Genomic DNA, 16678 nt, shown 5'->3' with positions numbered 1-16678 from the left:
AACATCCTGTTGACAAATCCAACAGGATGGATATAATAATTACTGTCCAAGATGATAACCATTGCCTAGTGGCTATGGCGGAGGGGAAACACCCGTTCCCATCCCGAACACGGAAGTTAAGCCCTCCAGCGCCGATGGTAGTTGGGGCCAGCGCCCCTGCAAGAGTAGGTCGTTGCTAGGCAATGTTTCATTATTCTGCAATAGTTCAGCGACGAGCTTCACATCTTCGAATTCGCTACGAGTTGCCTCGACGCATCTTGCTCCCTTGAATTAGCTGGCAGAGGAAGAGGCAACGAGCACATTGGGAAGATGTGCATGACATATAGTTATTCATCATTCCGCAATAGCTCAGCGGTAGAGCAACCGGCTGTTAACCGGTAGGTCGTAGGTTCGAATCCTACTTGCGGAGCCATTTTTACGCTTCCATAGCTCAGTAGGTAGAGCACTTCCATGGTAAGGAAGAGGTCACCGGTTCGAGCCCGGTTGGAAGCTCCATTTATTTTCCGGCCCGTTGGTCAAGTGGTTAAGACACCGCCCTTTCACGGCGGTAACACGGGTTCGAATCCCGTACGGGTCACTCCATTTCGGCCAGTCGTCCTTTCAAGGATGATTGGCCGAAATGAAAAGTGTATACTTCCCTGATTGCTGAGATATAATAGCAATTGAATACAGCGTTTCTTTCTCATCGCGTTGGGCTATAGCCAAGCGGTAAGGCAACGGACTTTGACTCCGTGATGCGCTGGTTCGAATCCAGCTAGCCCAGCCATTATTTTTTTGTACATAAAAATGGTCATGAGCCATTAGCTCAGTGACGAGCGTTACATCGTCGAATAGGCATCGAGTTGCCCCGACGCATCTGCTTCCTTGAACAGGCTGGCAGAGGAAGGGGCAGCATACTTAGAGTGTTATCCTAACTATGAGCCATTAGCTCAGTAACGAGCGCTACATCTTCGAGTTTGCTTCGAGTTGCCTCGACGCACTTGGCATCTTTGAATCGGCTGGGAGAGGAAGAGGCAGGTAGAGCTAGGTAGTACCTAGAGTGTATACCCAACCATGAGCCATTAGCTCAGTAGGTAGAGCATCTGACTTTTAATCAGAGGGTCGGAGGTTCGAGTCCTCCATGGCTCACCATAGCGCGGAAGTAGTTCAGCGGTAGAACACCACCTTGCCAAGGTGGGGGTCGCGGGTTCGAGTCCCGTCTTCCGCTTGGGGCGGGGCCTTAGCTCAGCTGGGAGAGCGCCTGCTTTGCACGCAGGAGGTCATCGGTTCGATCCCGATAGGCTCCATCAAGAGCAGACTGCTTGACAACCAAAAGCAGCCTGCTCTTTTTTGTTATATCGGTATAAATATTCAAAATTTTGTCAAGTTGAGTCATCCCCTTTCTTTCCTCTACAATAAAGACGTAACAGGAACCGGAAAGGAGTGGGAGACAGCATGAAGCCAATTTCAATTATCGGGGTTCCGATGGATTTAGGGCAGACACGCCGCGGCGTTGATATGGGGCCGAGCGCAATGCGTTATGCAGGCGTCATCGAACGTCTGGAACGTCTTCATTACGATATTGAAGATTTGGGAGATATTCCGATTGGAAAAGCAGAGCGGTTGCACGAGCAAGGAGATTCACGGTTGCGCAATTTGAAAGCGGTTGCGGAGGCGAATGAGAAACTCGCGGCGGCGGTTGACCAAGTCGTTCAGCGGGGGCGCTTCCCACTTGTGCTGGGCGGCGACCATAGCATCGCCATTGGCACGCTCGCCGGGGTGGCGAAACATTATGAGCGGCTTGGAGTGATCTGGTATGACGCGCATGGCGACGTCAACACCGCGGAAACGTCGCCGTCTGGAAACATTCATGGCATGCCGCTGGCGGCGAGCCTCGGGTTTGGCCATCCGGCGCTGACGCAAATCGGCGGATACAGCCCCAAAATCAAGCCGGAACATGTCGTGTTGATCGGCGTCCGTTCCCTTGATGAAGGGGAGAAGAAGTTTATTCGCGAAAAAGGAATCAAAATTTACACGATGCATGAGGTTGATCGGCTCGGAATGACAAGGGTGATGGAAGAAACGATCGCCTATTTAAAAGAACGAACGGATGGCGTTCATTTGTCGCTTGACTTGGATGGCCTTGACCCAAGCGACGCACCGGGAGTCGGAACGCCTGTCATTGGAGGATTGACATACCGCGAAAGCCATTTGGCGATGGAGATGCTGGCCGAGGCACAAATCATCACTTCAGCGGAATTTGTCGAAGTGAACCCGATCTTGGATGAGCGGAACAAAACAGCATCAGTGGCTGTAGCGCTGATGGGGTCGTTGTTTGGTGAAAAACTCATGTAATGCATGTGGGCAAAGAGGGTTGGTTGCGGGATTCACGGATATGATGATGATTTGTTCCCGCTGTTTGTGAAAGAGGGGCTGCCATTTGTTTGGCGTCCCCTCTTTTTCCGTTGTATGATACAATAAATATGTTGCATGAAACTTTTCTTGATCGAGCGCCGTAATATACGGTAAGCCGTGAGGCGGGGGTATTGTATTTTATGGATCTATTTATTAAAAAGAGAATTAAGGCGATCCAAAAAGGGGATCAAAACGCATACGCGGATCTTGTCGATTTGTATAAGGACAAGATTTACCGTCTTTGCTATCGAATGTTGGGCAATCGGCATGAGGCGGAAGATGCGGCGCAGGAGGCGTTCATCCGCGCCTACATCCATATTGATACGTACAATCCTGAAATGAAGTTTTCCACTTGGCTGTACCGAATCGCGACGAACTTGACGATCGATAAATTGCGGAAACGGAAGCCGGACGTGTATTTAGATGAAGAGGTCGGAGGCACGGACGGGTTGACGATGCAGGCTCAGCTTCCTTCCCGCGAAACATCCCCGGAGGAGGCAGTGGAAAGCCTGGAGCTGCAAGAGACGGTGCAGCGAGCGATTGAGCAGTTGCCAGAAAAGTATCGAAGCGTGATCGTGTTGAAATATATGGAAGATTTGTCGTTGCAAGAAATCAGCGAGATTTTAGGGTTGCCGGTCGGCACGGTGAAAACGCGGCTGCATCGCGGCCGCGAAGCGTTGCGCAGGCAATTGGGTCATTTATAAGAGGGTGGGAGACTATGGAATGTCCGAAAGAAATCGTGTTGCTCATGCACAGCTATTTTGATGGAGATCTCCAGCCAGAAGGAGAGCAGCAGCTGAAAGAACATTTGCGTTCGTGCGCTGCGTGCGCTGCCCATTTTCACGAGCTGAAAAAGACGGTTGCGTTCCTCCAATATGCCGCCCACGTTGCGGCGCCGCCGTCGTTTGCAGCCAAGGTTATGGAGGCGATGCCGAAAGAGAGAAAGACCGCGCGGCTGCGCCGTTTTCTGCATCATCATCCGCTGCTTACGGCTGCCTCGTTGTTTTTCGCGCTTACTTTCGGCAGCTTAGCCTCTTCATGGGGGGAAAGAGGCGCGTTTTCCGTCTCAGCTGATGAACATGTCATCATCCGCGATCATACTGTCATCGTGCCGAAAGGAGAAACGGTCAAAGGAGATATTGTCGTCCGCAATGGCTCGATTCGGATTGAAGGAACGGTTGATGGGGACGTGACTGTGATCCATGGAAAGAAATATATGGCGTCCGCCGGGCAAGTGACAGGGGAAGTGGAGGAAATTAATCAAGTGTTTGAATGGATTTGGTATAATATTAAAGAAAGGTTCAATCGTGCGCTCCAATCGATTGAATGATGGCAGCCATCGTTCGATGGCTTTTTCCGTGGCCATCAACAGATTGGAATTAGAGATAAAGGAAGTGTGAAGATGTCCTTCGGAGAGCTCCCCATCGTGTCATATTTGTTAAAAGTGGTTGATATCCTTGTCGTTTGGTATGTGATTTACAAGTTGATCATGATGATTCGCGGGACGAAGGCCATTCAGTTGTTAAAAGGCATTTTTTTAATTATTTTGGTTCGTTTCGTGAGCAATTACCTCGGATTGACGACGTTGCAATGGCTGATGGATCAGGCGATCATTTGGGGATTTCTCGCGATCATCATCATTTTTCAACCAGAATTGCGGCGCGCCCTTGAGCAGCTCGGCCGCGGACGGCTGTTCACCCGCAATACGGTCAATGAAGAGGAAGAGCGGATGCGAATGGTGGAAGCCATTGTCAAAGCGACCGAGTATATGGCGAAGCGACGCATCGGCGCGCTGATTTCCATTGAGCGGGAAACCGGAATGAACGATTATGTCGAAACCGGCATTATGTTAAACGCTCATGTATCGCCGGAACTGCTCATTAATATTTTCATTCCGAACACGCCGCTTCATGATGGGGCGGTCATTATTCAAAAAAACCAAATCGCTGCGGCGGCCTGTTATTTGCCATTATCGGAAAGTCCGTTTATTTCGAAAGAGCTCGGAACACGCCATCGGGCGGCGCTCGGCATCAGCGAAGTGACGGACAGCGTCACCGTCGTCGTGTCGGAAGAGACGGGAGCAGTATCGTTGACGAAAAACGGCGAGCTGTACCGCGATTTAACGATCGATGAGTTTCGGGAGCTGTTGACCGGCGAACTTGCTCCAGCGACGAAGGCGCCTGCTTCTTCCCGTTGGCAGTGGAGGGGGAAGAAACATGGATAAGTTGATGGACCATCCTTGGTTTATTCGCGTTGTCTCCTTATTGCTGGCGATTATGCTGTATATGTCGGCCAATGTCGGGGCGAAAACTGGTGAGACGCGCAACACGTTTGGCCAGGAAGATACGGAAACGTTGGTCGATATTCCGGTGGTCGCTTACTATGATGAAAACAACTTGGTCGTATCGGGTGTCCCGAAATACGTGAACGTTACGCTCCAAGGACCCGCCAGCATTGTCAAGCCGACGGCTCTACAACGAAATTTCGAGGTGTATGTCGATTTAACGGAATTGCCATTAGGGACATACACGGTGCCGATCAAATACAGGGACATCTCCGACAAGTTGAAAGTGACGATTCAGCCTTCCTCGGCCAAAGTGACGATTCGTGAAAAAGTGTCGAAACAGTTTCCGGTCGGTGTTGAATTTTTCAATCGAAACAAAATGCCGGATGGCTATTCCGTTGGAGAACCGACGGTGAAACCAGATGCCGTGACGATTACCGGGGCGAAGGAACGAATCGACGAGATTGCCTTTGTCAAAGCCATCGTCGACTTAGATGGGGCGACGGAAACGCTGACGAGAGAAGCGCGCGTTCGAGTGTACGATCGACGGGGAAATGAGTTGGATATTGAGCCAGAGCCATCGTCGGTGGAAGTAACCGTGCCGGTGAAAAGCCCGAGCAAGACGGTGCCGGTTCAAGTGCAGACAACCGGAGAGCTGCCGGATGGTGTGCATCTTGTCAGCGTCACGCCGGAGCCGGATCGGGTCACGATTTATGGACCGAAGGAAGTGTTGAACCATATTGACAAGCTGGAAGGATTGACCGTTGATTTGGACGACATTACTGATGATGCGACGGTAGAGCTCGACGTTCCGCTTCCCGATGGCGCAAAAAGCGTCAACCCAGACAAAATCAAGGTCCATATTGATGTGGAAAAAGACGTCACGCAAACGTGGAAAGACGTGCCGATCGCTGTCGTCGGCTTGCCGGATTCATACAAAGCCGAATTTGTCAAACCGCTTGAAGGCAAAATTACGGTCCGCCTTGTCGGTCCGCCCGATGTCGTCCGCGGGTTGACAAAAGACGATATTCGTTTGTATGTCGATGTCGGTGGACTTGACACCGGCGAACATCAAGTTCCCATTCAATGGAACCACCCTGAACAAGTCCAATGGCAGCCGTCGGTGGAAACGGCGATGGTCCAGATTAGCGAAAAAGCGGCTGCACAATAAACTGCATAGTAAGGAGAGAGTGAACGAATGGGCAAATATTTTGGCACTGATGGTGTACGAGGAGTCGCAAATCGTGAATTGACGCCAGAGTTGGCGTTTCAAATCGGCCGCTGCGGCGGATACGTGCTGACCAAAAGCGCTGAGCGCCCGAAAGTACTGATCGGGCGCGACACCCGCATTTCCGGCCATATGTTGGAAGGGGCCCTTGTCGCGGGGCTTTTGTCGATCGGGGCGGAAGTGATGCGCCTTGGCGTCATTTCCACGCCAGGTGTCGCCTATTTGACGAAGGCGCTTGGAGCGCAGGCCGGCATCATGATTTCCGCCTCCCACAACCCGGTGCAAGATAACGGCATTAAATTTTTCGGCCCGGACGGGTTCAAGCTGTCGGATGAGCAAGAAGCAGAAATTGAGGCGCTGATCGACAGCGCGGAGGATATGCTGCCGCGGCCGATCGGGGCTGGACTTGGGCAAGTCAACGACTATTTTGAAGGCGGGCAAAAATACTTGCAGTATTTAAAACAAACGATCGATGAAGAAGATTTTTCCGGGATGAAAATCGCCCTCGACTGCGCGCACGGGGCGACGTCATCGCTTGCGACGTACTTATTTGCCGATTTGGATGCGGATGTCGTGACAATGGGGGCTTCGCCCAATGGGCTCAACATTAACGAAGGGGTCGGTTCCACCCATCCGGAAGCGTTAGCGGCGTTTGTCAAAGAAAAAGGAGCTGATGTCGGGCTCGCCTTTGACGGGGACGGCGACCGTCTCATTGCCGTCGATGAGAACGGCAACATCGTCGATGGCGACCAGATTATGTACATTTGCGCCAAATATTTAAAAGAAACCGGCCGCCTCAAGCACCAAACCGTCGTCTCGACCGTCATGAGCAACCTTGGGTTTTACAAGGCGCTTGAGGCGCAGGGAATCAAAAGTGTACAAACGGCCGTTGGCGACCGCTATGTCGTCGAGGAAATGAAGAAGAACGGCTATAATCTTGGCGGCGAGCAGTCCGGACATATCATCTTCCTCGACTACAACACGACGGGGGACGGCATGTTGACGGCGCTCCAGCTTGTCAACATCATGAAAATCAAAGGCAAGCCGCTTTCCGAATTGGCGGGGGAAATGAAAAAATACCCGCAGCTCTTAGTGAACGTCCGGGTGAAAGAGAAAGAAAAAGTGATGGAAAATGAGCAAGTGAAAAACGTGATCGCCGAAGTGGAAGCAGAGATGAACGGCAACGGCCGCGTCCTCGTTCGTCCGTCAGGGACGGAACCCCTCGTGCGCATTATGGCGGAGGCCCCGACCGAAGAAGCGTGCCGCGCCTACGTGGAGCGGATCGCCGATGTCGTCCGCCGTGAAATGGGGACGGAATAATCGACCGTCTGGACAACCACCCTATGCATAAACGGAACGTTCCCTTTCGTTTATGCATAGGGTATTTATATAAATAGTTGACGCCGCTGGGAATGTCCTGTAATATTAACGTTGTTGCCTTTTTTTGAAAGGAGGCGATGGAAGGGCGAAGAGCGGAACATGGTGAAGTGATGGCTTGCCGCAACCGTGGGCATGGCCAACAAAGCAAAAAGGTGGTTGGCTGTTGCATCGGTTTTAACGATCACAAAGCGCCTGGACTAAGCGTTGGACGGAAGAACGCTTAGTTGACGAGGAGGAGGTTTATCGAGGTTTTCGGCGGATGCCTCCCGGCTGGAGCGATGACAGCCGCAAGTCCTCTCTTAAAACAAAGGGGTGACCCTTTGCACAAAGGGGAGGATGTCATCGCGCAAATCGAAAGGGGAGTCTGCCGCATTGACGGTGAGGCCCCGTTGTTCTTTGACAACTGAACATGGAAGGATCTCATTAGCGGCAGCCTCCAAGATGAAAAGGAGGAACATTTGCCATGTGCGGCATTGTTGGCTATATCGGTTATCAAGATGTGAAGGAAATTTTATTGCGCGGATTGGAAAAACTCGAGTATCGCGGCTACGATTCGGCGGGGATCGCTGTGTTGAACGAAAGCGGCGTGCATGTGTTTAAGGAAAAAGGACGGATTGCCGATTTGCGCCGCATCGTCGACCCGAACGTCAACGCGACGGTCGGCATTGGCCATACACGCTGGGCGACACACGGGGCGCCAAGCCGAGTGAACGCCCACCCGCATCAAAGCGCTTCAGGCCGTTTTACGCTCGTGCATAACGGCGTCATTGAGAACTATGAAATGGTCAAGCGCGACTACTTGGCCGATGTCACATTCCAAAGCGACACGGACACGGAAGTGATCGTTCAGCTCGTGGAGAAGTTCGTCAACGACGGACTGGCAACGGAAGAGGCGTTCCGAAAAACGCTCTCGCTGCTAAAAGGATCGTACGCCATCGCCATGATCGATGCGCAAGACGAAAACACCATCTATGCGGCGAAAAACAAAAGCCCGCTTCTCGTCGGCTTGGGCGATGGGTTTAACGTCGTGGCGAGCGACGCGATGGCGATGCTCCAAGTGACGAATCGATTCGTCGAACTGATGGATGGGGAGCTCGTCATCGTCACGAGCGAGAACGTCACGATTCAAACGCTCAACGGCGAGACAGTCGAACGGAAGCCGTTTACGGCCGAGCTCGATGCAAGCGACATTGAAAAAGGAACGTATCCGCATTACATGTTGAAAGAAATTGACGAGCAGCCGTTCGTCATCCGCCGCATCATTCAAAAATACCAAGATGACAACGGTGAATTGGCCATTGACAAAGCGATCATCAATGAGGTGCTGAACGCCGACCGCCTGTACATTGTCGCGTGCGGAACGAGCTACCACGCAGGTCTTGTCGGCAAGCAATTGATCGAGTCGTGGGCGAAAATACCAGTCGAAGTGCATATCGCCAGCGAATTTTCGTACAACATGCCGCTGTTGTCGGAAAAGCCGCTCTTCATCTTTATCTCGCAAAGCGGCGAAACGGCCGACAGCCGCGCTGTGCTCGTGCAAACGAACAAACTCGGCCATAAAGCGATTACGATCACGAACGTCCCAGGTTCGACGCTGTCGCGGGAAGCCGATTATACTCTCCTGTTGCACGCCGGCCCGGAAATCGCCGTTGCCTCGACAAAGGCATATACGGCGCAAATTGCTGTGCTTGCGATTTTGGCCGCCGCGGCGGCGAAAGCGAAAGGCTTTGAGCTGGACTTTGACTTGACGAAAGAGCTTGCCATCGTCGCCAATGTGATGGAAATGTTGTGCGATGCGAAAGAGGAAATGGAGAACATCGCGAGCGACTACTTGACCCTGACGCGCAACTGCTTCTTCATCGGCCGCGCCGTTGACTACTATGTCTGCCTAGAAGGCGCGCTGAAGCTGAAGGAGATCTCGTACATTCAAGCGGAAGGGTTCGCCGGCGGCGAGCTGAAACACGGCACGATCGCCTTAATTGAGAACGGCACGCCGGTGATTGCGCTTGCCACTCAGGAGCACGTGAATTTGAGCATTCGCGGCAACGTAAAAGAAGTCGTCGCCCGCGGCGCGAACCCGTGCGTCATCTCGATGCGCGGCCTGGAAGGCGACGGCGACCGCTTTATCATCCCATCCGTCCATCCGGATCTTACGCCGCTTGTCTCCGTCGTGCCGTTGCAGCTGATCGCATACTATGCCGCCTTGCACCGCGGCTGCGACGTCGACAAACCGCGCAACTTGGCGAAGAGCGTGACGGTGGAGTGAGCGGTTCGTTGGTCGGAAAGACTGTTGTCCGCGGAAAATAAAGTTGGTAACTGGAAAATAAAGATGGTAACCAAGATAAAAGTGTTGGCAATAAAGCATTGCCAACACTTTTATTGTTTTTTAAAATAAATCGGTTAAATTCATATGGAAACTCACAATGAAGGGTTCTATACTAAAAATGAAAAAGGAAAGGATTTTACAACAGAGAATTTTGTTGAAAGGATTATGATGGTATAAAAGGAGTGGGATTATGAATTTTTCTGATAAAGTAAGTTTAATTTGGAATACTGCCGAATTATTACGTGGTGATTATAAACAATCCGATTATGGTAAAGTCATTTTACCGCTTACGGTCATCCGTCGATTAGATTGTGTTCTTGAACCTACAAAGGATGCAGTATTAGAAAAATATAAAACGATGCAAGAACCTTTAACCTTGTTTAATCAAAGAATTTTATACCGTGTAGCCAATGCGCCGTTTTATAATGTTAGCCCTTTTACATTGAAGAGCCTAAAGAATTATCCTAATTTGTTAGCGGATAACTTTCGTACATATTTGAACGGATTTTCCGAAAACGTCCGGGAAATTCTCCGGCATTTTGATTTTGACGTGCATATTCAGAGATTAAGCGAATCAAATTTGTTGTATTTAGTATTAGATGAATTCTTAAAAATTAATCTTCATCCGGATGTCGTAAGCAACATTGAAATGGGATACATATTTGAGGAGCTTATCCGTCGTTTTTCTGAACAATCCAACGAAACTGCCGGGGAACATTTTACTCCACGCGAAGTAATCAAATTAATGGTAAATATCTTGTTTGATGCCGATAAAGAAGCGTTAACCGGAGAAAAAGTTGTTCGTAAAATTTATGATCCAGCTTGTGGAACAGGAGGAATGCTTGCAGTAGCTCATGAGTATCTACGAAAGTTAAATCCTACGATGAATATCGAAGTTTTCGGGCAGGAATTAAATCCTGAATCCTATGCAATTTGTAAAGCGGATATGCTTCTCAAAGGGCTTAATGCGTCTAATATAAAGTTTGGAAATAGCTTTACTCAAGATGGATTAGAGAATGAACAATTCCATTATTTCCTTTCTAATCCGCCATTTGGGGTTGATTGGAAAAAAGTTCAAAAAGAAATTGAAAAAGAACATAAAGAGCTAGGGTATTCGGGAAGATTTGGAGCAGGTCTTCCTCGCGTAAGTGATGGATCGTTATTATTCTTACAACATATGATTTCTAAAATGAAACCGGGAGAAAGTCGTATTGCTATTGTTCTAAACGGAAGCCCATTGTTCACTGGTGGAGCTGGTTCAGGGGAAAGCGAAATCCGAAGATGGATTATTGAAAACGACTGGCTTGAAGCAATTATTGCTCTTCCGACAGATCTTTTCTATAATACCGGTATTGCAACCTATGTGTGGATCTTAAGCAACCATAAAAGTCCAGAAAGACAAGGAAAAATCCAGCTGATTAATGCCGTAGATTTTTACCAAAAAATGCGTAAGAGCTTAGGAAATAAAAGAAACGAACTTACTGAAGAACATATTCAAAAAATCGTAGAGCTATACAGTTTCTTCGAGGAAAATGAATACAGTAAAATTTTTGATAACGAAGACTTTGGCTATCGACGTATTACCATTGAACGACCATTACGGTTGAATTTCCAAACGAACAAAGAACGAATAGAAAGACTTTATGAGCAAAAAGCATTTATAAAACTAATAAAAGAAGAACAAGATGAAATTATTAATGCAATCGGAGGTATTGATGACTCAAAACTTTTCCGAAATCGGGACGAGTTTGAAAAGGAACTTAAAAAAGTAATGAAAAAAGCAGGGTTATCCGTAAAAGCATCGGTCATGAAAGCGATTTTAACTGCACTATCCGAACGAGATGAACATGCGGATATTTGTTTAGACAAAGACGGAAATCCAGAACCAGATCCAGAACTTCGCGATTATGAAAATGTACCGTTAAAACAAGATATTTACGAGTATTTTGAACAAGAAGTAAAACCTTATGTTCCGGATGCTTGGATTAATGAAACGATAACAGATGATAAAGATGGTTTCGTTGGAAAAGTTGGATATGAGATTCCGTTTACTCGATACTTTTACAAATTCGAAAAACTTCGTCCATCCTCCGAAATTGCAAAAGAAATTCAAGAACTTGAAACAAGTATTGTGGAGAAGATTCGGGGGTTGTTGGCATGAAAGATTTAAAACAGATAGAACAATACACATCTTATACGAAATATAAAGATTCAGGAATTGAGTGGTTGGGTAAGATACCTGAACATTGGAAAGTGTCGAGAATAGAGTATGTTGCTAATAAAACACTAAATTCAATAGACACCAAGGATATGAAAGGAAAAGAATTATTTTACTATGATATACCAACAGTACAAAGTGTTAATGATGGCAGATTAGAAAATGGAGATAACATAGAAAGCAACAAATATAAATTAAAAGGTGGAGAAGTATTAATTTCCAAATTAAATCCAAGAAAAAAAACAGTGGTATTAACAGAAAAGAAAAAACAAGATATAGTTTGTTCCACTGAATTTGTCCCATTTTATCCGAAAAAAATAATGGGCAAATACCTGTATTATATTCTAAGCAATAGTAAATTAGCTGATTATTATAATTCGTTTGTAAAATCAGCAACTAATAGCCATCAAAGGGTAGAACCAGCAATAATATCAAAGACAAAAATCCCAGTCCCGCCATTAGATGAACAGAGGTTAATTGCAGATTTCTTGGATTATAAAACATCCCAAATTGACGCTATCATCAAAGAAAAAGAACAACTCATCGAACACCTTCAAGAATATCGCCAAGCCATCATCAATGAGGCGGTGACAAAAGGGCTATCGCCGGAAACCGCTAAAATGAAGGATTCAGGTGTGGAATGGATTGGAGAGATACCGGAGCATTGGGGAATTGTTAAATTAAAGTATATAGGTGAAGCAATAATAGGCTTAACTTATGCTCCAACTGATGTTGTTTCAGAGTCAGAGAAAGGAAATTTGGTACTTCGATCATCAAACATAAGAGATGGTAAAATTGTTTTTGAAAATAATGTTTTCGTAGATAAAATTATTCCAGATAAGTTGAAAACAAGAGCTGGTGATATACTTATTTGTTCTCGAAATGGAAGCAGAGAATTAATTGGCAAATGTGCTTTAATTGATCGAGATAGTGAAGGACTTACTTTCGGAGCTTTTATGACTGTATTTAGAAGCCAGTATAACAAGTTCTTATATTACGTTTTTCAGTCGCAGTTATTTAAGGCTCAGATTGGGTCGTTTTTAACATCTACTATAAATCAATTAACAATAGGTAATCTTTATAGTTTTCCTATTGCATTACCAGATAAACAAGAACAGGAAGATATAGCTGAGTATCTAACAAAAAAAACTACTGAAATAGATATATTAATAGAAGATCAACGTACAGTAATCAACAAGCTAAAAGAATACCGCCAATCTCTCATCTATGAAGCCGTTACCGGAAAAATCGATGTTCGTGGATTTCAAAAGGGGGAATAAACATGACCATCGACTATCGCGAAGTGGCATTTGAATCAGCGATAGAACATGTATTACTTCAGCAGGGTTATCTGAAAGGTAATCCTGCTGAATTTGATCCTTATTTAGGGCTATTTCCGACCAGATTAATCAATTTTATTAAAGATACACAGCCCAAGGCTTGGGAAGCGCTTGAAACGATTTATGGGGCAAATGTCGAAAATAGTTTTCTTACATCCCTTACAAGAGCAATTAAAACGCATCCAAAAGGATTAATTGGTTTGCTACGCGATAGTGCTAAGGGTAAATATAAAGACCACGGTATTCCAATAAGATTATTCTTTTTAAAACCAGACAATGATTTAAATCCAGATGCAGTAGCTAATTATCATAAAAATCGATTAACGATTACACGACAAGTGAAATACAGCACAAAAAGTAATGAATCCATTGATGTGGTAATTGATTTGAATGGATTTCCAATTATCACAATGGAATTAAAAAATCATTTAACTGGTCAATCCTATGAAGATGCGATTGAACAATACAAAGACCGAGATCCAAACGAGCCGATCTTTTTGTTTAATCAGCGCTCTCTCGTTCATTTTGCAGTAGACCCAGATGAAGTTCATATGACAACAGAATTAAAAAAAGAAAAGACGTACTTTTTACCATTCAATAAAGGATATGAATACGGTAAAGGAAATCCGCCACACCCATCTGGATATAAAACTTCGTATCTTTGGGAAGAAATTTTACAAAAAGATAGCTTATTTGATGTTTTACAAAACTTTATCGAGCTAAAAATTGAAAAAGACAAAAAGAATAAGAAAAAAGATAAAAAACAATTAATTTTCCCTCGTTTTCATCAATTGGATGCTGTGAGGAAAATTGTAGATGATGTATTAGCAAATGGTCCAGGAAAACGCTATTTAATTCAACATTCTGCAGGAAGCGGGAAGAGTAACACGATCGCATGGCTTTCCTATCGACTAGCATCACTAGCAGACGCCAAAGGTAATGTCATTTTTAATACGGTTATTGTAATTACCGATCGAGTTGTTTTAGATGAACAAATTCAAGATACTATTCGCCAATTTGATTCCACTCCAGGCTTTGTTGCTTATATCGATAAAGATTCTAACCAGTTAGCTGAAGCTTTAAGTAAAGGATCTAAAATTATTGTAACAACCCTTCAAAAATTCCCGTTTGTGATCGAGAAAATTCAATCGATGCCTGAAGATGCAACATACGCCATCATTATGGATGAAGCTCATAGTTCCCAAACAGGGATAACTGCCAGAAAAATGAAGGATATTCTATCCTACAAAAATTTAAACCAAGCAGCCGAAGCAGATGCTCTTGAAGAAAGCGATGAGCCGGATATTGATGATCAGATTGCTAGCATTTTATCGGCTTATAAAAGAAAACAAAACTTAAGCTTATTCGCATTTACAGCGACACCAAAGAAAAAAACATTAGAGATGTTTGGGCAAATAAATGAAGAAGGAAAACCTGAACCATTCCATCTGTATTCCATGCGCCAAGCTATTGAAGAAGGTTTTATTTTAGATGTGTTGAAAAATTACGTTACATACGAAACATATTTTAAAATATGCAAAGCAATCAATGATGATCCAGAAGTAGAAAAGAAAACGACCATGAAGGGAATTGCTCGTTTTGTATCATTACATCCGACTAACTTATCTCAAAAGGCAGAAATAATCATTGAACATTTTCGAAACTTTACTCGCCATAAAATTGGCGGTAAAGCAAAAGCGATGGTTGTCACAAGCTCACGTCTTCATGCGAAACGATATATGGATGCATTCCAAGAGTATCTAAAGAAAAAGAATTATAAAGATTTATATGTATTAGTTGCTTTTTCAGGAAAAGTACATGATGAAGAATTAGGCGAAACAAAAACGGAATCAGAAATGAACGGGTTCCCTGAATCCCAAACGAAGTCTAAATTTGAAGAAGATGATTATAAAATCATGATTGTGGCGGACAAATACCAAACAGGTTTTGATCAACCACTTCTTCATACAATGTACGTTGATAAAAAATTATCAGGCGTCAAAGCGGTACAAACGCTATCGCGATTAAATCGTACACATCCTGAAAAACACGATACATTTGTGCTTGATTTTGTTAATGACCGCGAAACAATCCGCAAAGCATTCCAGCCTTATTATGAAAAAACGGAAATTGATGAACCTACAGATCCGAATATTGTTTATGAATATAAGAGATTGCTGGATGACTTACGAATTTATGAGGAAAATGAGATTGATGAATTTTGTAAAGTTTTCTTTCAACCAAAAGCAAAACAAACAGCTAGTGACCATGCAAAGTTATATAAGATATTAGCACTTCCTGAAAAACGGTTTAACTATCTTACTGAAGATCAAAGAGATGATGCAAAATCCATGATGAAAAAGTTTATTTCACAATATCTTTTTCTTTCTCAACTCATTGAATATGATGAAGAAATGAAACGTTATTTTACTTTTATTAGGTTTCTTTACCAAAAAATAAATGCAGGTAAAAAGAAAAACAATAATAATTTTTCAAATGATCTTGTTGATCTAGAGTATTACCGTATTCAAAAGGTTGCTGAAGGCGCAATTGAATTGGAGAAAGGTGCAAGCGAACCATTAACGGGCGGAAAAGTTGCTGGTGGAAAAACAAGAAAACCGGAGTATACGCTTTTATCTGAGATCGTAAACCAAATAAACGAATTATATGGATTGGACTTAGATGATGAAGTTGTAAGTGAGCAGTTATATCAGGTAGCAGAATCGTTTGCCAATATGCCTGGAATGAAAGAACAGGTATTAAACAATTCCTATAATGATTTCCGATATCCATTCCAAAATCAATTTATCGATGGAATTATAGACTCCTTTATGGAACAAAAGAAAGAATTAGACCATGAGAACAAACAATTAGATAAATTAATGGAGTTTATTGCTTCCAGCGATGAAGGTTGTAAGATGATCAGCGAAGTAGTGGGTAAAATTGTTTATAATATGATTAAGAATTCAAAGAAATGAGGGCTTGGTATTTTTACCAAGCTTTTTTTATAACTTTTTAAAACAAAATGTTTATTTAATACTTTTTTTTGTTAATAAAAAATAAAAAAGAAATAAAAAAACAAAGAGGAAAATTAAAAATGTATATCGAACGGGTTAGAAGTTATATAAGAGATTTGTACAAAAACGATAAGAAAAAATATAATTCATTCATTGAGAAATTAACCAAAATATTACAAACTAAATATCGTAAAAGAAAGATAAAACAAAGTGAAGTAAAAAGAAGAGTTACGGAATTTTTAGAGGGTAAGCAACCTAAAGCGGAATATTTTGAGGCTTATTTACATGCGATTGATGAAATGTCCTTAAATGGTGCAATTGAAGTTTTGAAAGGGAAAGAAATAAAAGAGCCAAGCAACTGGAGGGAACTTCTGATTCTTTCAGTCGAAAAAAAACCGCTTCCGAAAAACATAGCGCAACATTTTAAGGATCCAGATATACTGGAAGAGGTCAAACGATTGATTTATTTATCCATTACATATTGCGCTGAC

11 protein-coding genes, 7 tRNA genes and 1 rRNA gene are annotated in these 16678 nt (G+C 44.4%); all 19 read left to right on the top strand.

What is annotated here, in order from left to right:
- The first annotated feature begins 64 nt into the window (after positions 1-64).
- A 5S ribosomal RNA gene (gene rrf, locus GZ1_RS15395) occupies positions 65-181 on the top strand.
- 156 nt (positions 182-337) lie between these two features.
- Positions 338-412, top strand: a tRNA-Asn gene (locus tag GZ1_RS15390).
- Positions 413-419: 7 nt separating this feature from the next.
- A tRNA-Thr gene (locus tag GZ1_RS15385) sits at positions 420-495 on the top strand.
- A 10-nt stretch (positions 496-505) separates the two neighbouring features.
- A tRNA-Glu gene (locus GZ1_RS15380) sits at positions 506-577 on the top strand.
- A 114-nt stretch (positions 578-691) separates the two neighbouring features.
- Positions 692-766 (top strand) — tRNA-Gln (locus tag GZ1_RS15375).
- A 289-nt stretch (positions 767-1055) separates the two neighbouring features.
- Positions 1056-1131 (top strand) — tRNA-Lys (locus GZ1_RS15370).
- A 4-nt stretch (positions 1132-1135) separates the two neighbouring features.
- A tRNA-Gly gene (locus GZ1_RS15365) sits at positions 1136-1207 on the top strand.
- A 6-nt stretch (positions 1208-1213) separates the two neighbouring features.
- A tRNA-Ala gene (locus GZ1_RS15360) sits at positions 1214-1286 on the top strand.
- A 148-nt stretch (positions 1287-1434) separates the two neighbouring features.
- The gene (rocF, locus tag GZ1_RS15355) at positions 1435-2334 is read left to right on the top strand and encodes an arginase (protein WP_014194613.1); all 900 of its coding nucleotides are present in this window, start codon (positions 1435-1437) and stop codon (positions 2332-2334) included.
- A 200-nt stretch (positions 2335-2534) separates the two neighbouring features.
- Complete coding sequence (gene sigW / locus GZ1_RS15350; protein ID WP_020279758.1) at positions 2535-3098, top strand: RNA polymerase sigma factor SigW; 564 nt, start codon at positions 2535-2537, stop codon at positions 3096-3098.
- Between the two features lie 14 nt (positions 3099-3112).
- Positions 3113-3724 (top strand): anti-sigma-W factor RsiW, encoded by a 612-nt coding sequence (gene rsiW, locus GZ1_RS15345; RefSeq protein WP_060788812.1) that lies wholly within the window; start codon positions 3113-3115, stop codon positions 3722-3724.
- Positions 3725-3796: 72 nt separating this feature from the next.
- Positions 3797-4618 (top strand): diadenylate cyclase CdaA, encoded by an 822-nt coding sequence (gene cdaA, locus GZ1_RS15340; protein ID WP_014194616.1) that lies wholly within the window; start codon positions 3797-3799, stop codon positions 4616-4618.
- Entirely contained in the window at positions 4611-5849 is a 1239-nt protein-coding gene (locus GZ1_RS15335; RefSeq protein ID WP_015373736.1) for a CdaR family protein, read from the top strand. The genes cdaA and GZ1_RS15335 overlap by 8 nt, the downstream gene beginning before the upstream one ends.
- A gap of 27 nt (positions 5850-5876) precedes the next feature.
- Entirely contained in the window at positions 5877-7226 is a 1350-nt protein-coding gene (gene glmM / locus GZ1_RS15330) for a phosphoglucosamine mutase (protein WP_060788811.1), read from the top strand.
- A gap of 523 nt (positions 7227-7749) precedes the next feature.
- Positions 7750-9552, top strand: a complete 1803-nt coding sequence (glmS, locus tag GZ1_RS15325) for a glutamine--fructose-6-phosphate transaminase (isomerizing) (RefSeq protein WP_060788810.1) — start codon at positions 7750-7752, stop codon at positions 9550-9552.
- A 247-nt stretch (positions 9553-9799) separates the two neighbouring features.
- The gene (locus tag GZ1_RS15320; RefSeq protein WP_060788809.1) at positions 9800-11773 is read left to right on the top strand and encodes a type I restriction-modification system subunit M; all 1974 of its coding nucleotides are present in this window, start codon (positions 9800-9802) and stop codon (positions 11771-11773) included.
- Complete coding sequence (locus GZ1_RS15315; protein ID WP_060788808.1) at positions 11770-13110, top strand: restriction endonuclease subunit S; 1341 nt, start codon at positions 11770-11772, stop codon at positions 13108-13110. The genes GZ1_RS15320 and GZ1_RS15315 overlap by 4 nt, the downstream gene beginning before the upstream one ends.
- A 2-nt stretch (positions 13111-13112) precedes the next feature.
- Positions 13113-16148 carry a type I restriction endonuclease subunit R gene (locus GZ1_RS15310; RefSeq protein WP_060788807.1) on the top strand — a complete coding sequence of 1012 codons (3036 nt, stop codon included), beginning with the start codon at positions 13113-13115 and terminating at the stop codon, positions 16146-16148.
- Between the two features lie 119 nt (positions 16149-16267).
- A partial coding sequence (locus GZ1_RS15305) for a hypothetical protein (RefSeq protein ID WP_157074380.1) occupies positions 16268-16678 on the top strand: 411 nt, incomplete at its 3' end.

Origin of the sequence: Geobacillus zalihae NBRC 101842, assembly GCF_001544135.1 — a bacterium.
GTDB lineage: Bacteria > Bacillota > Bacilli > Bacillales > Anoxybacillaceae > Geobacillus > Geobacillus zalihae.
This window is presented reverse-complemented; position numbering and strand designations above follow the sequence as displayed.